Source organism: Winslowiella sp. 2C04 (assembly GCF_050037805.1).
GTDB lineage: Bacteria > Pseudomonadota > Gammaproteobacteria > Enterobacterales > Enterobacteriaceae > Erwinia > Erwinia toletana_A.
This window is the reverse complement of the sequence record NZ_CP188300.1, coordinates 2075983-2097317: the sequence shown is the minus strand read 5'-3', so window position 1 is coordinate 2097317 and position 21335 is coordinate 2075983. Positions and strand designations below refer to the sequence as shown.

Below are 21335 nucleotides of genomic sequence, written 5' to 3'. Positions count from 1 at the left end.
TAAAATTGGGGCCAGCCACTGGCCCCAATCGATCACATATATTGCGAAATAAACAGTATTGAACGTCGCTGCTGCTGGTTAATCTGATGACGAAATGAGTGCATACGACCATAGCGACGGGACTGCCCTTCCAGCCAACGCGCCCTGCGACGCTGAACCTGGCGTATCATTCGCCAGCGTGCTACTTCGTTTCTGCTTCGTCTCATTTTAGCTCATCCCGCTTATGGTCAACTGGCGATGCATTATAGACCTGGTTTCTGGCAGACCAAATCCGATGTGTTGACACAAAACAAAATAATTAGCATGAAATCGCTCCGCAACAGCTAAAAAGCCGGATAGTGTAAATCTGACCGCGCCTGCAGGGATATGATGGCACTCAGCCTGAGGTGAGTTGTAAGGAGAGCCATGATATGGCAAACGATCTTTTCGCCATCCCCCCCTCATCGACATCTTCGACAGCCTCTGCTCAAGAGGTGGCAATATTCACTGCCCCTGAGATACTGAGTCGCGTCACCAGCGTATCGCAAAGCACCCGCCGGTTATCTGTATCGCAGCCAGCGGATGCACTGATGCAGAATTATCGACTACGAAATGGTCTGTTGACTCCGCCGGGCAGAACCAGCAGCACGGTGCGCGAAGAAGTCATCACGTGGTGCGAAAAATATTGGCCGCAAACGCAGGGAGATACCAAACTAAAACGTATTCATCAGCTACTGCAAATGCCGGAAAAGCCGCTAACGCTCAACGCCGCAGAGTTGCACCAGGCGTTAGGCCAGATCGATGCGTGGGGAGTCGGTTTATGCCAGATAGAATACGCCTTCACTGAAGTACAACAGCCCGCAGAACCCCATATCATCAGCTGGATTTATCAAAACCTGTGCCATGAAGGCCCGGCAGAATTTAGATTATTAACGCTGCTCAAGCGTGAAGATACGCCAGAAGATCTTACTCCGGCAAAAGTGCGGGCAGCCCTGCTGGCCATGAGTATCAACGAGGCATACTCAAGAAATACCATTACGCTGGCATTTTACGCCAGCAGAATAGTACCCAGTAGCGAGGTGAACAGATGGGTTAATCTCTACTGGCCACGCAACGAAGAGCTTAAATTGCAGGAAAAAATCCATCTGTTGCGGTCTCAGCCCAACCCGCCGGTGGAGCTGGATGCAGATACGCTGTTTATTGCTTTGTATAATCTCCTCGGTATCAATGGACCAGGCCTTAGCTCCGTGCGCCGGCTGCTTGATTTAACGAAAACCTTTAATGATTCAGACACGCTTAACCTGCTGAACAATTGCTGGGAGCGCACATCCGGTTTAGTAGCAAATCGACTTATCGCATTGTTACGCGACCCTCTAATGCAAAGTTGGCGTGACAGCAACAAACTGTATATGGCGATGAGAAAACTGTATGGCGGTAATGCTCCGCAAAAAAAACAGATCAGAATTGCCTTCATCAGGGTAAACAGTAACGTCAGCGACGCACTGTTGAAATGGGTCACTTTGCACTGGACGGTCTCAGCGAAAAACAATTCGCAAGCAATAACCGATAAAATTAATGCATTAATCAGGCAGCCAGCGATGCCGCAACCGATAAGCGCCTCTATGCTGCATAGCGCGCTAATGCTGCTGGACGAAAATCCGCCAGCAAAAAGCTACATCGTTAAGGCATTCAGAGATTACAACAAGGATAATCTAAGAGAAGATTTCTCCGCCCAAACGGAGGTGGCAGCTTCAGTGACATTGCAATATCTGCCCATCTATCCGCCTAATCAGCGGATCCTTGAATGGTTAAATCAGCCCGGTGCGCAAGATGACATTGCGTTACCAGAATCTGTCAATGCACCTGTCGCCGCTCAGATGACTCCGGAAATCGTGCAGGATGAGCAAATCGCACAGCTTTATCAGCAAATGATAGCAAAGTGCGGTGAAGATATTCTTGATCGTGCATTGCAGCTCCCCACCCACGCTCCGCGCTGGCAGACAGACACCCGGCAGCGTAAACGCAGCGCGACGGTGGCCGACTTATCGCCAGCGGTAGCCGATAAGCTGCGCAGAGTGATAGCGACGCCGGTAAAATCGATTAAACGGTGATCAACAGGCCCTTTCGACCGACGATTGTTTATAAATCGTCGGTAAACTGTCAGCGTTTTTCCTGCTTAAACGCGGAAAAATGGGTAACAGGGTTTCGCCAACTGTTTTCTGCACGTAAACTGACTTAACCATGAGCGTGAACAGGATTTCCACTTAATGACAACTTTTTACACCCTAATCAGTTGGCTACTATTTTTTGGTTATTGGTTACTGATTGCCGGTGTGACATTACGCATTCTGATGAAGCGTCGGGCAGTGCCATCGGCAATGGCCTGGCTATTGATCATCTATATTATTCCGCTGGTCGGTATCATTGCTTATCTCTCCTTTGGTGAGTTGCATCTGGGAAAACGGCGCGCCGAACGTGCGCGCACCATGTGGCCCTCAACGGCGCGTTGGCTTAATGATCTGAAGGCCTGCCACCATATATTTGCCACTGAAAACAGTGATGTGGCGCGTTCACTATTCCAGCTTTGCGAAAAACGTCAGGGTATTGCCGGGGTGAAAGGCAATCAGCTTCAGCTGCTGACCAGCTCCGAAGACACCATGAAGGCGCTGATTCGCGATATCCAGCTGGCACGCCATAATATCGAGATGGTGTTCTATATCTGGCAGCCCGGCGGGATGGCAGATGAAGTCGCCGAGTCGCTGATGGCAGCCTCAAGGCGAGGCGTACACTGCCGACTGCTGCTCGACTCTGCCGGTAGCGTGGCATTTTTCCGCAGCCCATGGGCAGCGATGATGCGCAATGCTGGCATCGATGTAGTGGAAGCATTAAAAGTCAGCCTGTTACGTGTTTTCCTGCGCCGTATGGATTTACGTCAGCACCGTAAAGTGGTGCTGATTGATAATTATATTGCCTACACCGGCAGTATGAATCTGGTAGATCCGCGCTACTTTAAACAGGATGCCGGTGTTGGCCAGTGGGTCGATTTAATGGCGCGTATGGAAGGCCCGGTGGCCACCACGCTGGGGATTATCTACTCCTGCGACTGGGAAATTGAGACCGGCAAACGTATTTTACCGCCGCCGCCGGATAATAATGTGATGCCGTTCGAACAGGAGAGCGGCCACACCATTCAGGCAATTGCTTCCGGCCCTGGCTTCCCGGAGGACATGATCCATCAGGCGCTGTTAACCGCGGTTTATTCAGCGCGCTCACAGCTGATAATGACCACGCCCTATTTTGTGCCGAGCGATGATTTACTGCACGCAATATGCACCGCCGCGCAGCGTGGTGTTGATGTCAGTCTGATTGTTCCGCATCACAATGATTCGATGCTGGTCGGCTGGGCAAGCCGCGCATTCTTTGCCGAACTGCTTGATGCCGGCGTAAAAATTTATCAGTTCGAGGGCGGCTTGCTGCACACCAAAAGTATTCTGGTCGACGGACAACTTAGCCTGGTGGGCACGGTCAATCTGGATATGCGCAGCCTGTGGCTCAATTTCGAAATTACGCTGGTGATTGATGATGAAGGTTTTGGCGCTGATTTAGCCTGCGTGCAGGACGATTATATTGCGCGCTCACAGCTGCTTGATGCCAAACGCTGGTCACGACGTGCTTACTGGCAACGAATCGTTGAACGACTGTTTTACTTCTTCAGTCCGTTGCTGTAAAACGAGCGAAATTGCAAAATGTCCGCAAAGCCAAGGGATTAATCATGGATTTAAATAACCGCCTTACCGAAGACGAAACGCTGGAACAGGCTTACGATATCTTTCTGGAACTGGCAGGGGATAACCTCGATCCAGCCGATATTATTATATTTAATCTGCAGTTTGAAGAACGTGGCGGCGCTGAACTGATGGATCCGGCAGAAGACTGGCAGGAGCATGTCGATTTCGACCTTAATCCTGACTTTTTCGCTGAAGTCGTCATTGGCCTCGGTGATGCCGACGGTGAGCCGATTAACGATATTTTTGCCCGCGTGCTGCTGTGCCGGGAGAAAGATCATAAGCTGTGCCATATTTTATGGCGTGAGTAAAAACGGGAGCCGAAAGCGGCTCCCCTGCAACTGCATCATCCGTTACATTGGATCCACTTTCAGGCAAGAGACCGCATGGCGGAAACTGCCTTCCAGCAGTGGGCGGGTTTTAGCGCATTCCGGCCCGGCAATCGGGCAGCGAGTGCGAAACACGCAGCCTGATGGTGGGTTAATTGGCGACGGCAACTCCCCTTCCAGCAACTGAATAGTTTTCTGCTTTTCCAGATCGGGATCGGGTATCGGCACCGCCGACATCAGCGCTTTGGTGTACGGATGTTGCGGATTACTGTAGACGTTGTCATAGGTACCCAGCTCCACCGCATGGCCGAGATACATCACCAGCACCCGATCGGAGATATGCTTCACCACCGCCAGATCGTGGGCGATAAAGATCAGCGACAGCCCCATCTCACGCTGCAACTGCTGCAACAGATTGACCACCTGCGCCTGAATCGACACGTCGAGGGCCGACACCGGCTCGTCACAGATAATCAGCTTCGGCTCAAGGATCAACGCGCGGGCAATACCAATACGCTGACACTGACCGCCTGAGAACTCGTGTGGATAGCGGTTGATCAGGTTAGGCAGCAGGCCGACCTTGATCATCATCGCCTTCACTTTATCCTTAATTTGCTGACGCGGCATTTTCGGATGGTAAGTACGCAGCGGCTCGGCAATGATCTCACCGATGGTCATCCTCGGGTTTAGCGAGGCCAGCGGATCCTGGAAGATCATCTGAATATCACTGCGCGCCTTACGCCACTCTTCCGCATTTTGCCCAAGCAGATCGCGCCCTAACCAGGCCACGCGACCGTCGGTAGCGGGCACCAGCCCGATTATCGCCCGCGCCAGCGTCGACTTACCGCAGCCCGATTCACCCACCACCCCAAGGGTTTCGCCTTCATACAGACGCAGGCTGACGCCATCGACCGCTTTCAGGGTTTTCGGCGGCTGCCAGAACCACTGTTTGCCATCTTTAATATCGAAATGCACCTTAAGATCGGCGATTTCCAGCAATACTTTCTTTTCGGCTACCACGCTCATACCAACTCCTCCACCGGCTTAAAGCAGGCACGTAAGCGCCCTTCACCAAAGGCTTCCAGCGGCGGTGCACTGGCACAAATATCCATTGCGTACGGGCAACGCGGCTGGAACGGGCAGCCTTTCGGCAGACGTAACAGGTTTGGCGGATTACCCGGAATGGTCATCAGCGTATCATTTTCCACTGCATCCAGCCGTGGCACCGCATTCAGCAGGCCAATGGAGTAAGGATGCGCCGGACGATAAAACACATCGCGCGCCTGACCATATTCCATGGTTCTTCCGGCATACATCACCAGCACTTTATTACAGATGCCTGCCACGACGCCGAGATCGTGGGTAATCATAATAATCGCGGTATTGAATTCACGTTTCAGCTCATTCAGCAGCGTCATGATCTGCGCCTGTACCGTCACGTCCAGTGCGGTAGTCGGCTCATCGGCAATCAGCAGTTTCGGCCGGCAGAGAAGCGCCATTGCAATCATCACGCGTTGGCGCATGCCGCCGGAAAACTCATGCGGATACATCTTCATACGCTTGCGCGCTTCCGGCATTTTCACCGCATCCAGCATCCGCACCGACTCTTCAAATGCCTGGCTGCTGCTCATGCCTTTATGCAGCTGCAACACTTCCATTAACTGCTCGCCTACTTTCATATAGGGATTCAGCGAAGTCATCGGGTCCTGGAAGATCATCGCAATCTGTTCGGCGCGCAGTTTGTTCAGCTGCTTTTCCGGCAAATTAAGAATCTGTTTACCGTTAAACAGTGCCGAACCGCCAATACGACCATTGCTGGCCAGCAACCCCATCAGCGCAAAAGCGGTTTGCGATTTACCGGAGCCGGACTCACCGACAATCCCCAGTGTTTCACCGGCACTCAGGCTAAAGTTAAGATCGTTAACTGCCGTGACGTCTCCGTCCGGGGTTTTAAAGGTTACGCGCAGATCTTTTACATCCAGCAGCGCCGCGCTTCCCGTGGTTTTTGCCATTGCTGGCTGTGTTTCAATTATGCTCATCGGGAAACTCCTTAACGATCTTTCGGGTCGAGGGCATCACGCAGGCCATCGCCAATAAAGTTAAAACAGAATAGCGTCACCACCAGGAAGCCCGCCGGATACAGCAACAGCCACGGCGACACTTCCATCGAGTTAGCACCATCGCTGAGCAGCGCGCCCCAGCTGCTCAGCGGCTCTTGCGTGCCGAGACCCAGGAAACTGAGGAAAGATTCAAACAGGATCATGCTGGGAACCAGCAGTGAAGCGTAAACCACCACCACGCCTAACACGTTTGGCACAATATGTCGCACCACGATATTGAAGGTCGAGACACCGCCGACGTGGGCCGCTTCGATAAACTCTTTACGCTTCAGGCTCAGGGTCTGACCGCGCACAATACGCGCCATATCCAGCCAGGAAACCATGCCGATAGCGACAAAAATGAGCAGAATATTCTGGCCAAAAAAGGTTACCAGCAAGATGACAAAGAACATAAACGGGAAGGAGTTAAGGATCTCCAGCAGTCGCATCATCACCGAGTCAATTTTACCGCCAAGGTAACCGGACAGCGAGCCATACAGCGTGCCAAGCAGTACCGCCACCAGCGCCGCCGATACGCCGACCATCAGTGAAATACGTCCACCAATCGCCACGCGCACCAGCAAATCACGCCCGGAAGAGTCGGTACCAAAATAGTGACCGGAGGCCATATCCGGAGCCGCAGACATCATCGCCCAGTCGGTATCGTCATAGGCATACTGTGACAGCATCGGGGCGAGAATAACAAACAGCGCAATCAGCAACAGCACAACCAGGCTGGTTAGTGCTGCGCGGTTATGGATAAAGCGACGACGCGCATCCTGCCAGAGGCTGCGCCCTTCGACTTCCAGCTTTTCACTGAAAGCATCGAGAGCTTCGCTATTTTTCTTACTTAAAATCATGGCGAGCTCCAGCGTTAATAACGAATTTTAGGATCGATAACGGCGTACAGCACATCAACGATCGCGTTAAACAGAATAGTCAGCGCACCCACCAGAATCGTCAGGCTAAGTACCAGTGAGTAGTCACGGTTCAGCGCCCCGTTCACAAACAGCTGACCAATACCTGGCAGGCCATAAATGGTTTCAATTACCATTGAGCCGGTGATAATACCGACAAAGGCTGGCCCGAGATAAGACAGTACCGGCAGCAGCGCAGGTTTCAGCGCATGACGCAACACGATACGGTGCATCGGTAAACCTTTCGCTCGCGCTGTGCGAATAAAGTTGGAGTGCAGCACTTCAATCATCGAGCCACGGGTGATACGCGCAATACTGGCAATATAGGCCAGCGATAACGCCACCATCGGCAGAATCATAAATTTCAGCGCCCCGCCGTTCCAGCCACCGCCCGGCAACCATTTCAGCATAATCGCAAACACCATCACCAGCAGCGGCGCAACCACAAAGCTGGGTATCACCACCCCGGTCATGGCGATCCCCATTACCGTGTAGTCCCATTTGGTATTTTGATTCAGTGCCGCGATCACCCCGGCAGTCACCCCCAATACCAGCGCCAGCAGAAACGCCGCAGCGCCCAGTTTGGCCGATACCGGGAATGAACCGGCGACCAGATCGTTCACCGTATAGTCTTTATATTTAAACGATGGACCAAAATCGCCGTGGGCCAGCTGCTTCAGGTAGCTGAAGTACTGCGTCATAATCGGATCGTTTAAGTGATATTTGGCTTCAATATTGGCCATAACCTCTGGCGCGAGCGTGCGCTCACCGGTAAAAGGGCTGCCCGGTGCTAAACGCATCATAAAGAATGAGATGGTGATAAGAATAAATAACGTCGGAATCGCTTCCAGACAACGACGTAAAATGAACTTTAACATTGCCCGTACCTACATGGCTCAAACTACAGAATAAAAACAAACGATGCCGCAATCAGGGGCAGCAATTCGCCGCCCCTGCGACCCGCAACCTGTTGGCTGCTAATTAATGCTTAATGATATACAGATTTTTATCGTAAACGTTATCCAGCGGATCTTTACCGGTATAGCCGCCAACATACGGTTTCACCAGACGCGCATTGACATAGTAATAAACCGGAACGATCACCGAATCTTTATCGAGAATTTTTTCCGCTTCGGCATACAGCTCACTGCGTTTCTCATCGGAAGGTGCTGCCAGCGTCTGGCTCATCGCCTTGTCAAAATCTGGGTTCTTATAGTGTGAGGTATTATTGCTGCTGTCAGACAGCATGGTATTCAGGAAGCTGGTCGGTTCGTTGTAATCCGCACACCAGCCAGCACGCGCCACATCGAAGTTACCCTGATGGCGGGTATCAAGGAAGGTTTTCCACTCCTGGTTCTGTAGCTTAACGTTAACGCCCAGATTTTTCTTCCAGATAGAGGCGGCGGCAATTGCCAGTTTTTTATGCAGATCTGAGGTGTTGTATAGCAGGTCAAAGGTCAGCGGTTTATCGGCGGTAAAGCCGGCTTCTGCCAGCAGTTTTTTCGCTTCTTCATTACGTTTTTCTTGTGACCAGCTAAACCACTCCGGCTCGGTCAGTTTGATACCGTCGGTGTATGGCGGGGTATAACTGTAAGCCGGCAGATCGCCCTGATTTTTCACCTTATGTACGATGATATCGCGGTCAATACCCAGCTTCAGTGCAGCACGCACCCGCGGATCGTTAAATGGCGGCTTCTGGTTATTAATTTCGTAGTAATAAGTGCAGAGATACGGATCAACACGCACCTCTTTTGGAATCTCTTTTTTCAGCTTCTGGAACAGTTCGATCGGCATATTGTTATAGGTCATATCGCTGCCGCCGCTGCGATAGCGGTTAACATCGGTCACTTCAGAAGAGATTGGCAGGAACGTCACCTTTTCCAGTTTGGTGTTGGCGTTATCCCAGTATTCAGGGTTACGCTCCATCACGATACGCTCGTTGACCACCCACTCTTTCAGTTTAAAGGCACCATTGCCGACCCAGTTTGCTGGCTGAGTCCACTTCTCACCAAATTTATCTACCGCTGGCTTATACACTGGCGACATTGATGGGTGAATCAGCAGTTTGTAGAAATAAGGGACCGGCTCGCTGAGGGTGACTTCCAGCGTATTAGCGTCAATCGCTTTTACACCCAGTTCGGTTGGCTTTTTCTTACCGGCAATAATGTCATCGATATTGGCCAGATGACCGTATTGCAGATAGCTGGCGTAAGGCGATGCGGTATTGGGATCGGCCAGACGCTGCCAGCTGTAAACGAAATCTTGCGCAGTTACCGGCTCGCCGTTCGACCATTTGGCATTTTTACGCAGGTGGAAGGTCCACACTTTGCCATCTTTATTTTCCCAGCTTTCTGCCACACCCGGAATTGGATGACCGTCCAAATCACTGATAATCAGACCTTCCAGCAAATTGCGGCTGGCGTTTGATTCCGGCACGCCTTCGATTTTATGCGGATCGAGCGATTGCAGTTCAGCACCGTTGCCCTTTACCAGCTCTTGTTTAGCGGCCAGTTCAACGCCTGCCGGCACATTTGCCGCCAGTGCGCTTTGCGCACCCAGCGCGGCCATCACCGCAACGGCGATCAGGCTTTTTCTCGTGATGTTGGTCATTGTGTCAATACTCCAGTGATTATTATTGCTGATGCAGTGAGAGCTCAGCTATCTCCCGTAACCGGGTAACCTGCTGGCGACATTGGAACGAATAAATGTCGCCAGCAGCGTTCTTGTGGCCCCGCAGAGCCTTCATCGTTCGCCGCACCCGAGCTGTTTCGCCCGGTACGCAGCAAATTAATGTTTAGTAACGTAGTAATATTTCAGATCGGTATTATCCTGCGGATCTTTACCGGTATAGCCACCGACCCAGGGTTTAACCAGTCGTACGCTGACGCGGTAGTAAACCGGGATAATCGCCGAGTCGTTATCAAGCTGATTTTCTGCCTGCTGATAAATCGCCGCCCGCGCCCGATCGTTGCCTGCCGTCAGTGATTTCGCCATCAGTTGGTCAAAAGCCGGGCTTTTATAAAAAGCGGTATTGGTCGACGAGTCACTCAGTAACATATTGAGGAAGGTCGACGGTTCGTTATAGTCAGAACACCAGGTGGCGCGAACCACGTCAAACTCACCGTTGTGACGGGCGGTCAGTAGCGTTTTCCACTCCTGATTCTGCAAAGCGACATCGGCACCGAGGTTCTTTTTCCACATTGATGCGGCGGCAATCGCCTGCTTTTTATTCTGATCGGAGGTGTTATACAGCAGGGTGAATTTCAGCGGTTTATCGGCGCTGTAACCCGCTTCCGCCAGCAGCGCTTTGGCTTTCGCGTTGCGTTCGGCCTGCGTCAATGTGAACCACGACGGTGGCGTTAAACTGGCTCCTTCGGTAAACGGTGGCGTCAAACCATAGGCCGGGATTTGTCCCTGCCCCATAATTTTTTCGGCAATGATATCCCGGTCCAGCGTCAGCTTCAGCGCGGTGCGCACCCGCGCATCGGTAAAAGGTGCACGCTGATTATTGATTTCGTAATAGAAGGTACAAAGATAAGGACTGACGCGCACCTGCTGCCCAAGCTGCTTTTTCAGCATCGGGTAGAGATCGGGCGGAATGGCGCTGTTGGTGATATCAATTTCACCGCTGCGATAGCGGTTTACATCACTGACCTCAGAGGCAATCGGTAAAAATGTGCCCTGCTCAATGACCGTTTTACTGTTATTCCAGTATTGCGGATTACGCTTTAGCACAATCTTTTCGTTAACCACCCAGTTGCCAAGCGTGTAAGCGCCGTTACCAACATAGTGTTCTGGCCGCGTCCATTGTTCACCATAGCTTTCCACCGCGTGTCGATTCACCGGTTTCATCGCGGTATGGGCCAGCATCGACAGCAGATAAGGCACCGGCTCACTGAGCGTCACTTGCAAACGACGATCGTCCAGCGCCTTAACGCCAAGAGCACTGACCGGCTTTTTACCGTTGATGATGTCATCGACGTTTTCAATATGGGCATACTGTACATAGCTGGCGTAAGGCGACGCGGTCTTGGGATCAACCAGTCGCTGCCAGCTCCAGACGAAATCCTGTGCGGTGACCGGCTCGCCATTGCTCCAGCGCGCATCGTCACGCAGCCAGAACGTCCAGACTTTGCCTCCCTGATTTTCCCAGCGCTCTGCCACGCCCGGTACCAGATGCCCGTAGTTATCATTCGACACTAAGCCTTCCAGCAGATTAAGAATAATACTGCTTTCCGGCACGCCTTCGGTTTTATGCGGATCGAGGGAAGCCACTTCGGTGCCGTTATTGATCACCACCGACTGTTGTGCAGCAAGGTCAGTGCCCGCCGGTACGCTGGCGGCAACAACCGGACCGGCCAGTCCGAATGTAAGGATAAAACCGGGCGAAATGCGTTTTCGCATAGCGTTGCTCAATTTCATGAAACGTTAATTCATCCTTATAATGGGCTTACCAACTGGATAGCCAGTACGTCTGACATGGCAGCCAGACTTCAGGATCGCAGCAGACGATTAACTGATTAAACTCAGTAATTCGGCTGTCAGAATTCCGCTGGCTCCGCTACAACTTCAAATAACTTAAGGGTTAAGCAAAATCCGTTCTCATTTTGCCAACAGCCCGAATTTTTTTTCACGATGTGTCGGAAATTAACAGAACACGTCATTCTGCGCCAAAGCAAAATCCTAAAAATGTTAACTAATTCTCTTTTATCATGTTAACGATTGACGTCAAAGCGTTATTTGTTAAATAAAAACATCTTTCAAATGATTGATTTATATCGATATTATTTAATTTAATGTTGGTTTAAAGTTACCAGAAAGATCTGAGTGCGCACAAAATGCACAAATTTTGTTAAATTATCACTCTCCCAGTACAATACGCTGCATTAAATGCATAATTAATGATAAGAACGCCAGAAAAAAGCATTTAGCTATCAGAGAATCATGTGAAAAAAATAACATCATCCAGACACTGCCATCATTGTCAGCAGATCGAAAGAAATGATTCTTATAATGTGTCGCGCAGATTAAGCAGAACGAATAATTGCACCATAAAGAGGCAATAGTTTCACAGGATGCACTGTTTTTGCGCGTGGGAAGTTTAATACTAAAAAATAAGCGCATAATATGCGCTTATTTTTGAAGGTGGGAGCAGAGAAAAGGGTTAGCCCAGCAGGCCGGGGAAAATTGATTTGATGCCGGTGACGATAAATTCAATGCCCAGCGCCATCAGCAGTAACCCCATGATTCGGGTAATCACGTTAATTCCGGTTTGACCCAACAAGCGAACCATTAGCGGCGCCGCGCGGAATAGCAGCCAGCAACAGCCGGCAAACAACGCAATCGCCAGGCTGAAACCAATCAGGTTCTGCCAGCTGTGATAGCGGGTACTCCAGACAATCGTCGAACTGATAGCACCCGGCCCGGCCATCAACGGCAACGCCAGTGGCACTACACCAATACTTTCGCGGATTGCGCTTTCTGACTTCTCCTGCTTGTTCTGTTTATCTTCTCCCAGCTTACCGCTGATCATCGACATCGCTATCGTCACCACCAGAATACCGCCAGCGATGCGGAAGGAATCGATAGAAATGCCAAATACATGCAGTATGGCATCGCCGAGAAACAGTGAGGTCCAGAGAATGATCGCCACTGCCAGATTGGCCGTCAGGTTGGTTTTATTGCGCTCTACCGCGCCCTGATAGCTGGTCATGCTGATAAATACCGGAATAATGCCGACCGGATTAACCAGCGCAAAGAGTCCGACAAAGAATTTAATGTAGCCGGATAAATCAAGAATTTCAGGGTTCACTCAGCGCTCCAGACCTGAGCCAGTTTAAGGCGGCTAATTTAATCGAAAATTGTCGCGGATTCCAGCGGGCAAAGCAGCATATCACACAAAGATTAGGTCATTTAACCAGCATAAAATTCCACAAATAGCACCAAACCCAGCTTGTTATGCGAAGCAGTAACAAATCTGTTAATTAATCAGAAAAATTTATACTTTTTGTCAACAAATCACTTCGGCTGAAAGGTGTCAGCTTACATAAAGGTTGATGCAGATCAAAAAACAGCTACCTCGGAGGGGGTAAGCTCAGTGACAAATAAAGGAGAGATAAAACCGCAGCAGAGCGTAGCATCAGTCTGTAAATGCAGTAAAACTCTTTCAGTAAATGAAGCAGAGGTTAGCGCGATTCAAATGCCGACTTCAGCGCAGTGAAACGACAGTATCAGATGCGCTGACTATACTCGCTAATCAGGTTTATTTACTAAAAGAGTTTAAACTTCCATCAGGAGAGCATTATGGCCGTTACTAATGTCGCTGAACTTAACGCACTTGTTGAACGTGTTAAAAAAGCACAGCGTGAATACGCCAATTTCACTCAAGAGCAAGTAGACAAAATTTTCCGCGCTGCCGCATTCGCTGCCGCAGATGCCCGAATTCCCCTCGCTAAATTAGCCGTTGCCGAATCGGGTATGGGTATTGTCGAAGATAAAGTCATCAAAAACCACTTTGCTTCAGAATACATCTACAACGCCTACAAAGACGAAAAAACCTGCGGTATCCTCGAAACTGATGACACCTTTGGTACTATCACCATTGCAGAACCTACCGGTATTATTTGCGGTATCGTTCCGACCACTAACCCAACCTCCACCGCTATCTTCAAGGCATTAATCAGCCTGAAAACCCGTAACGGCATTATTTTCTCTCCGCATCCACGTGCTAAAGATGCCACCAACAAAGCGGCCGATATCGTGTTGCAGGCGGCAATCGCAGCCGGTGCGCCAAAAGATATTATCGGCTGGATCGATGTGCCTTCGGTGGAACTGTCTAACCAACTGATGCATCACCCGGATATTAACCTGATCCTCGCGACCGGTGGCCCGGGCATGGTGAAGGCGGCGTACAGCTCCGGTAAACCGGCAATTGGTGTCGGCGCGGGTAATACGCCGGTGGTGATTGATGAAACGGCAGATATCAAACGTGCGGTGGCATCGATTCTGATGTCGAAAACCTTCGATAACGGCGTGATCTGCGCATCAGAGCAGTCAGTAATCGTGGTTGATTCAGTTTATGACGCGGTTCGCGAGCGTTTTGCCAGCCACGGTGGCTACCTGCTACAGGGCCAGGATCTGAAAGCGGTGCAGGATATCATCCTGAAGAATGGCGCGTTAAACGCGGCAATTGTCGGCCAGCCAGCAGTGAAAATTGCTGAGATGGCGGGTATCACCGTGCCATCGAATACCCGAATTCTGATCGGTGAAGTGAAACTGGTTGATGAATCTGAGCCTTTTGCTCATGAAAAACTGTCGCCTACCCTTGCGATGTACCGTGCGAAAGACTTTGCCGACGCGGTCAGCAAAGCGGAACAGCTGGTAGCGATGGGCGGTATCGGTCACACCTCTTGCCTGTACACCGATCAGGATAATGAACGCGAACGCGTTAATTATTTCGGCGACAAGATGAAAACCGCCCGTATCCTGATCAATACTCCGGCCTCACAGGGTGGGATCGGCGATCTGTATAACTTTAAGCTGGCACCGTCGTTAACGCTGGGTTGTGGTTCATGGGGTGGCAACTCCATTTCTGAAAACGTCGGACCTAAACATCTGATCAACAAGAAAACCGTGGCCAAGCGAGCAGAGAATATGTTGTGGCATAAACTTCCGAAGTCCATTTACTTCCGTCGCGGTTCACTGCCTATTGCCCTTGAAGAAGTGGCGACCGACGGTGCAAAACGCGCGTTCATCGTCACTGACCGCTATCTGTTTAACAACGGTTATGCTGACCAGATCACTTCTGTGCTGAAATCTCACGGCATTGAAACAGAAGTGTTCTTCGAAGTTGAAGCGGATCCGACGCTGAGCATCGTGCGTAAAGGTGCCGAGCAGATGCACTCCTTTAAACCTGATGTGATTATCGCTCTGGGTGGTGGTTCACCAATGGATGCGGCTAAAATCATGTGGGTAATGTATGAGCATCCGGAAACCCACTTTGAAGAGCTGGCGCTGCGCTTTATGGATATCCGTAAACGTATCTATAAATTCCCGAAAATGGGTGTGAAAGCGAAAATGATCGCCGTCACCACCACTTCCGGCACCGGTTCAGAAGTGACACCGTTTGCGGTAGTTACCGATGATGCTACCGGTCAGAAATACCCACTGGCGGATTACGCGCTCACTCCGGATATGGCGATTGTTGATGCCAACCTGGTGATGAACATGCCAAAATCTCTCTGCGCCTTTGGTGGTCTCGATGCGGTAACTCACGCACTGGAAGCCTACGTGTCCGTGCTGGCAAATGAGTACTCCGATGGCCAGGCATTACAGGCTCTGAAACTGCTGCAACATAACCTGCCTGCCAGTTATAAAGAAGGGGCAAAAAACCCGGTCGCCCGCGAACGCGTACATAATGCCGCTACCATCGCCGGTATTGCCTTTGCCAACGCCTTCCTTGGGGTTTGTCACTCAATGGCGCACAAACTGGGCTCTGAGTTCCATATCCCGCATGGTCTGGCTAACGCCCTGCTGATTGCCAACGTCATCCGCTACAACGCGAATGACAACCCAACCAAGCAGACAGCTTTCAGCCAGTATGACCGCCCTCAGGCACGTCGTCGCTACGCGGAAATCGCTGATCACTTAGGTTTAAGCGCTGCCGGTGACCGTACCGCAGAGAAAATTGAGAAGCTGCTCGCCTGGCTGGAAGAGATCAAGGCAGAGTTGGGCATTCCGAAATCTATCCGTGAAGCAGGCGTTCAGGAAGCGGACTTCCTCGCCAAAGTGGATAAGCTGGCTGAAGATGCATTCGACGACCAGTGTACCGGTGCTAACCCGCGTTATCCGCTGATTGCTGAGCTGAAACAGATTATGCTGGATACCTTCTATGGTCGTGACTTTGTTGAGCCTTTCACCTCTGTCGCCGAAGCGGTTAAAGCGCAGCCGGTCAAAAGTGTTAAAGCTGAAAAGAAAGTAAAAAAGTAACGCTGTAGTCAGATGTTAAAAAACCCGCTTCGGCGGGTTTTTTTATTGTTGGCTGGGGACAGGTCTGCGGTTCAACGTCACCCCATGGCTTATCACACTATGCCGATACGCTTCGGGTGCCATAAATAGCACTGTGGGCACCGGTTTCCAGCGCCTCTTTATAGTGTTTACGACAAACTGAGACGTAGCGCTCATTCCCACCAATTACCACTTGCTCACCCTCTTTATAAGGCGCGCCATTACTGTCCAGCCGTAATACCATGCTGGCCTTACGTCCACAGTGGCAGATTGTTTTTAACTCGACCAGCTTATCTGACCAGGCCAATAAATACTCGCTGCCGCTAAACAATTCACCGCGAAAATCTGTACGTAACCCATAACAAAGTACAGGTATATCGAGATTATCAACAACATCGGAAAGTTCTTTAACTTGTTCTCTTGTAAGAAATTGGCTTTCATCCAACAGTACGCAATGTACCGTTTGTTGTTGATGTTCTGCGCTAATTTCATTGAACAATGATGTCTGGTTATTATACAGCTTCGCTGGAGATGAGAGACCAATTCGCGAGCTGACTTTGCCCAGCCCAAAGCGGTTGTCAATCTCGGCGGTATAGATCAGCGTGCGCATGCCTCTCTCGTGATAATTATAAGATGACTGCAACAGCGCGGTAGATTTGCCCGCGTTCATCGCCGAATAATAAAAATAAAGCTGAGCCATCAGGCCAAACTCCACAAAAAGGTTAACAAGTGTCCGGCGGAAGTGTATCACAGTATCGGGCTATATACGCCTTTACGGCGACTAAACCGGATGTCGCTGCCAGCTGTTTTCCACCCTGCTTACGACTCATTACTGTGATTGCTGTTTTAAACAGCGTCATAAGCATCGGCGTTTGCATCGCATAAAACGTCAAACACGCTATAAAGAAGTCTTTAATATTCTCAGACTTTTCTCTATTTCACTTTACATGGAGCTGCTATGTAAGCCCATTCTTACCTGTGCGTTATCAATAATTGGCTTTTCGTGGCAGTACATATCCTTGATCGCGCAGGGGTGTTAAGGCCTATTTTTTTATCAAATGGCATATTTCTAAGGCAGCAGGCTTTAAAATTTGGCAAATAGGGTTAAACTTATCGCAGGTTAAATAGTTATTTTGAGTTTCTTACAAAATTATCTATTGCAGTTCCTATTTCCGACCTCTATTATTATCAGGCAGAACATTTTCTCCCACCCAATATAATTTTGAGATTAGACAATGAGCGAAGCACTTAAAATTCTGAACAACATCCGCACCCTGCGTGCACAAGCCAGAGAATGCACCCTGGAAACTCTGGAAGAGATGCTGGAAAAACTGGAAGTCGTCGTTAACGAACGTCGTGAAGAAGATACTCAGGCTCAGGCTGAGATTGAAGAGCGTACTCGTAAGCTGCAGCAATATCGTGAAATGCTGATTGCTGATGGCATCGATCCTAATGAACTGCTGCAGACTATGGCTGCAACCAAAGCTGCGGGCAAAGCGAAACGTGCTGCACGTCCGGCTAAGTATTCATACATCGATGAAAACGGCGAATCCAAAACCTGGACTGGCCAGGGCCGTACTCCAGCAGTAATCAAAAAAGCAATTGAAGAGCAAGGTAAACAGCTGGATGATTTCCTGCTGTAATAGCTGTTCAGGGTGCTTCCCAATTAACCCCATTTGATAAAATGGGGTTTTTTATTGTTGATAATTGTTGAACATTTGTTCCATCAGGGTAAGCAAAAACAAAGGAAGCCATTGGCTTCCTTTTTTATTTTATGACATGTCATAGCATACCCGCCACTACACCTTGTAGAACGCCCTGTACCACTCTACAAAGCGTTTAATCCCTTCATCCACACCTGTCTGCGGCTTAAAGTCTATAACGTCATACAGTGCGCTGGTATCCGCGCTGGTTTCCAGCACATCACCCGGTTGCATCGGCAGCATATTTTTATCGGCTATCATTCCAAGCGCGTTCTCCAGTGCCTCAATGTATGCCATTAGGGTAACGGGCTGGCTGTTGCCGATATTATAGACACGGTAAGGCGCAGAGCTGGTGGCTGGCGATCCGGTTTCAACCGTCCACTGTGGATCTTTCTGCGGCACAATATCCTGTAACCGAAATATTGATTCAACGATATCGTCAATATAAGTAAAATCGCGACGCATTTGTCCATGGTTATACACATCAATACTTTCACCGGCGAGAATAGCGCGGGTAAACTTAAACAGTGCCATATCCGGACGGCCCCACGGGCCATAAACAGTAAAGAATCGCAAACCAGTTGTCGGAATTCCGTACAAATGAGAATAAGTATGCGACATCAGTTCATTAGCTTTTTTGGTCGCGGCGTAAAGTGAAACCGGATGATCGACAGAATCATCTGTCGAGAATGGCATCTTTTTGTTAAGACCGTATACCGAACTTGAAGAAGCATATAACAGATGGCCAATGTTATGGTGACGACAACCTTCCAGCACATTTAAATGGCCGATCAGATTAGCATCAGCATAGGCATGCGGATTATCGATGGAATAACGCACGCCAGCCTGTGCTGCTAAATGTATTACCCGCTCAAAACCTTGCTCGGCGAATAATTGCGCCATCCCCTGCCTGTCGGCGAGGTCACATTCAACGAATACAAATTCAGGATGAGTTTTAATCAGTTCGAGGCGGGATAACTTGAGGTTTACATCGTAGTAATCATTCAGGTTGTCGATTCCGACAACCTGGTGACCGGCTGACAACAAACGTTGGCTAACGTGAAAACCAATGAAGCCTGCTGCGCCGGTAACCAGATATTTCATACTGTCCTCATTAATTATGCAATTTGAATAGACGCTCCGCGGCCGATTGCATAATAAACAAAACCGCGCTTGCTGACTCTTTCTGGATCATACAGGTTACGACCATCAAAAATCACGGGTTCTTTTAAGGCATTTTTAATCACATCGAAGTCAGGTGCGCGGAAGTTTTTCCACTCGGTACAAATTACCAGACCATCGGCACCTTGCAGTGCCGCTTCTTTAGTGCCCATCAGCTTCAGGTCGGTACGATGACCGTAGATGCGCTGTGCTTCATCCATCGCTTCAGGATCGAACGCCTGAACCGAAGCACCCGCTTCCCATAAAGTCTCCATCAGCACGCGGGCGGAAGCTTCACGCATATCATCCGTATTCGGTTTAAACGACAGGCCCCAAAGTGCGAAGGTTTTCCCCTGTAGATCATCACCAAAGTGGCGCTTAATAAACGCTGGCAGTTTGGTTTTCTGCGAATCGTTGACGTCTTCCACCGCTTTCAACAGGCGTGGGTTGTAACCAATCGACTCAGCGGTACGAATCAGTGCCTGCACGTCTTTCGGGAAGCAGGAGCCGCCGTAGCCACAGCCAGGGTAAATGAAGTGGTAGCCGATACGCGGATCGGAACCAATACCCATACGGACTTTTTCGATATCGGCACCCAGACGCTCCGCCAGGTTCGAAATCTCATTCATAAAGCTGATTTTGGTTGCCAGCATGCAGTTGGCCGCATACTTGGTCAGCTCTGCACTGCGGATATCCATCAGGATCATACGATCGTGATTGCGGTTAAACGGCTCGTACAGCTCACGCAGCAGTTCAACCACTTCTTCATTGTCAGTACCGACCACGATACGCTCAGGACGCATACAATCGCTGACCGCAGCGCCCTCTTTCAGGAACTCCGGATTCGACACCACATCAAAGCTGATATCCAGCTGGCGCGTCTTCAGCGTTTCCGACATCACAGCACGTACGCGGTCTGCAGTACCTACCGGCACGGTAGATTTGTCGATAACCACTTTATGACCGTTCATAAACTGCGCAATGGTACGTGCCACAGCAGTAACATATTTCAGGTCCGCTGAACCATCTTCGTCTGGCGGTGTACCCACAGCGATAAACTGCATCACACCGTGATTCACACCCTCTTCAGCATTGGTGCTGAATTTCAGTCGGCCAGCTTCATAGTTTTGCATGACCAGAGGCGTCAGGCCGGGTTCAAAGATAGGGATAATACCCTTCTTGAGATTTTCGACTTTGTTAGCGTCAACATCGATGCAAAGAACGTCGTGTCCAACTTCGGCCAGAACCGCAGCCTGAACCAGACCCACATAGCCGATACCAAATACGGTAACTTTCATTAACTTATCTCGCGTTAAAAAACATTACTTTTTGTTGCCAACGGTGCTTTCAAGCCACTCTTTGAAATCACTACCCAGTGACGCGTGACGCACACCATATTCAACGAAAGCCTGCATATAGCCAAGTTTGTTACCGCAGTCATGGCTGACGCCCTTCAGGTGGTAAGCTTCAACCGTCTCTTTTTCCATCAGCATGGCAATAGAGTCAGTCAGCTGCACTTCACCGCCTGCGCCCGGAGGGGTTTTCGCCAGCAGAGGCCAGATATCAGCAGACAACACATAACGGCCCACTACTGCCAGATTAGATGGCGCTTCAGCGGCTTTAGGCTTCTCAACCACCCCCACCATCGGAGCGCTTTCGCCCGGATTCAGTTCGCGACCTTCGCAATCCACCACGCCGTAGGCGGTCACATCCGCTACCGGCTCAACCATAATCTGGCTGTGGCCGCTTTCATCAAAGCGCTTCAGCATATCTGCAAGGTTATCTTTGGATGGATTAGACTCATACTCGTCGATAATCACATCAGGCAGAATAACCGCAACGGGCTCGTCGCCCACTAACGGATGCGCGCACATCACCGCGTGTCCAAGACCTTTAGCAATACCCTGACGCACCTGCATAATGGTCACATGTGGTGGGCAAATAGACTGGATTTCGTCCAGCAGCTGACGCTTAACGCGTTTTTCCAGCATCGCTTCCAGTTCAAAGCTGGTATCGAAATGGTTTTCAATGGAGTTCTTGGAAGAGTGCGTAACCAGCACAATTTCGTTAATTCCTGCGGCAATACATTCATTAACGACATACTGAATCAACGGCTTATCAACCAGCGGCAGCATCTCTTTTGGAATAGCTTTGGTTGCTGGCAACATACGTGTTCCCAAACCCGCTACAGGGATTACCGCTTTTTTTACTTTAGACTTATAGGCAGACATCAAGATACCTCTCTTTAGGCCGTTCAAGTTTTTTACTTGAGTATGTCGAATTAAAAACGAAATGAGTATATCAGTTCAGAGGCCCGGGATTTATCCCGGATAGACAAATTCCAGTAAAATTAAGA

At 49.9% G+C, this 21335-nt stretch carries 17 protein-coding genes; 5 read left to right on the top strand and 12 right to left on the bottom strand.

Translation table 11 applies throughout. The features are described from left to right. Window positions 1–32: 32 nt before the first annotated feature. Window positions 33–206, bottom strand: a complete 174-nt coding sequence (locus tag ACP3TC_RS09375) for a YciY family protein (protein WP_313852195.1) — start codon at window positions 204–206, stop codon at window positions 33–35. A 204-nt stretch (window positions 207–410) separates the two neighbouring features. Here ACP3TC_RS09375 and ACP3TC_RS09370 point away from each other — a divergent pair, with 204 nt between their 5' ends. The 3 genes from ACP3TC_RS09370 to ACP3TC_RS09360 all read left to right on the top strand — a co-directional run bounded on the left by ACP3TC_RS09370 (window position 411) and on the right by ACP3TC_RS09360 (window position 4075). Then, the gene (locus ACP3TC_RS09370) at window positions 411–2090 is read left to right on the top strand and encodes a hypothetical protein (RefSeq protein ID WP_426818071.1); all 1680 of its coding nucleotides are present in this window, start codon (window positions 411–413) and stop codon (window positions 2088–2090) included. A 156-nt stretch (window positions 2091–2246) separates the two neighbouring features. Next, a complete protein-coding gene (gene cls / locus ACP3TC_RS09365) occupies window positions 2247–3707 on the top strand; it encodes a cardiolipin synthase (RefSeq protein WP_313852197.1) in 1461 nt (486 codons plus the stop codon). 44 nt (window positions 3708–3751) lie between these two features. Next, window positions 3752–4075 (top strand): HI1450 family dsDNA-mimic protein, encoded by a 324-nt coding sequence (locus tag ACP3TC_RS09360; RefSeq protein ID WP_313852198.1) that lies wholly within the window; start codon window positions 3752–3754, stop codon window positions 4073–4075. Window positions 4076–4117: 42 nt separating this feature from the next. On the opposite strand, the gene oppF is transcribed toward ACP3TC_RS09360, so the two are convergent. The 7 genes from oppF to ACP3TC_RS09325 all read right to left on the bottom strand — a co-directional run bounded on the left by oppF (window position 4118) and on the right by ACP3TC_RS09325 (window position 12921). Next, on the bottom strand, window positions 4118–5119 hold the full coding sequence (gene oppF, locus ACP3TC_RS09355) for a murein tripeptide/oligopeptide ABC transporter ATP binding protein OppF (protein ID WP_313852199.1): 1002 nt from the start codon (window positions 5117–5119) through the stop codon (window positions 4118–4120). Next, complete coding sequence (locus ACP3TC_RS09350; protein ID WP_313852200.1) at window positions 5116–6132, bottom strand: ABC transporter ATP-binding protein; 1017 nt, start codon at window positions 6130–6132, stop codon at window positions 5116–5118. The genes oppF and ACP3TC_RS09350 overlap by 4 nt, the downstream gene beginning before the upstream one ends. A gap of 11 nt (window positions 6133–6143) precedes the next feature. Continuing rightward, window positions 6144–7052 (bottom strand): oligopeptide ABC transporter permease OppC, encoded by a 909-nt coding sequence (gene oppC / locus ACP3TC_RS09345; RefSeq protein WP_313852201.1) that lies wholly within the window; start codon window positions 7050–7052, stop codon window positions 6144–6146. 14 nt (window positions 7053–7066) lie between these two features. Further along, window positions 7067–7987: an oligopeptide ABC transporter permease OppB gene (gene oppB / locus ACP3TC_RS09340; protein ID WP_313852202.1), complete on the bottom strand. Its 921-nt coding sequence runs from the start codon at window positions 7985–7987 to the stop codon at window positions 7067–7069. Window positions 7988–8090: 103 nt separating this feature from the next. Next, on the bottom strand, window positions 8091–9719 hold the full coding sequence (oppA, locus tag ACP3TC_RS09335; protein ID WP_313852204.1) for an oligopeptide ABC transporter substrate-binding protein OppA: 1629 nt from the start codon (window positions 9717–9719) through the stop codon (window positions 8091–8093). A gap of 177 nt (window positions 9720–9896) precedes the next feature. Next, window positions 9897–11525: an ABC transporter substrate-binding protein gene (locus ACP3TC_RS09330; RefSeq protein WP_426818261.1), complete on the bottom strand. Its 1629-nt coding sequence runs from the start codon at window positions 11523–11525 to the stop codon at window positions 9897–9899. Window positions 11526–12273: 748 nt separating this feature from the next. Then, a complete protein-coding gene (locus tag ACP3TC_RS09325; protein ID WP_313852206.1) occupies window positions 12274–12921 on the bottom strand; it encodes a YchE family NAAT transporter in 648 nt (215 codons plus the stop codon). Window positions 12922–13412: 491 nt separating this feature from the next. On the opposite strand from ACP3TC_RS09325, the gene adhE reads away from it, so the two are divergent. After that, on the top strand, window positions 13413–16097 hold the full coding sequence (adhE, locus tag ACP3TC_RS09320) for a bifunctional acetaldehyde-CoA/alcohol dehydrogenase (protein WP_313852207.1): 2685 nt from the start codon (window positions 13413–13415) through the stop codon (window positions 16095–16097). Window positions 16098–16194: 97 nt separating this feature from the next. Here the strand turns inward: adhE and tdk are convergent, their stop codons facing one another. Beyond that, complete coding sequence (gene tdk, locus ACP3TC_RS09315; RefSeq protein WP_313852208.1) at window positions 16195–16815, bottom strand: thymidine kinase; 621 nt, start codon at window positions 16813–16815, stop codon at window positions 16195–16197. Between the two features lie 535 nt (window positions 16816–17350). On the opposite strand from tdk, the gene hns reads away from it, so the two are divergent. Next, on the top strand, window positions 17351–17758 hold the full coding sequence (gene hns, locus ACP3TC_RS09310; RefSeq protein ID WP_313852209.1) for a histone-like nucleoid-structuring protein H-NS: 408 nt from the start codon (window positions 17351–17353) through the stop codon (window positions 17756–17758). A 156-nt stretch (window positions 17759–17914) separates the two neighbouring features. Here the strand turns inward: hns and ACP3TC_RS09305 are convergent, their stop codons facing one another. The 3 genes from ACP3TC_RS09305 to galU are packed head-to-tail and all read right to left on the bottom strand — an operon-like array spanning window position 17915 to window position 21210. Continuing rightward, window positions 17915–18922 carry an NAD-dependent epimerase gene (locus tag ACP3TC_RS09305; protein ID WP_313852210.1) on the bottom strand — a complete coding sequence of 336 codons (1008 nt, stop codon included), beginning with the start codon at window positions 18920–18922 and terminating at the stop codon, window positions 17915–17917. A 14-nt stretch (window positions 18923–18936) separates the two neighbouring features. Further along, on the bottom strand, window positions 18937–20277 hold the full coding sequence (locus ACP3TC_RS09300) for a UDP-glucose dehydrogenase family protein (protein WP_313852211.1): 1341 nt from the start codon (window positions 20275–20277) through the stop codon (window positions 18937–18939). A 24-nt stretch (window positions 20278–20301) separates the two neighbouring features. Next, complete coding sequence (gene galU / locus ACP3TC_RS09295) at window positions 20302–21210, bottom strand: UTP--glucose-1-phosphate uridylyltransferase GalU (RefSeq protein ID WP_313852212.1); 909 nt, start codon at window positions 21208–21210, stop codon at window positions 20302–20304. Between the last annotated feature and the right edge of the window lie 125 nt (window positions 21211–21335).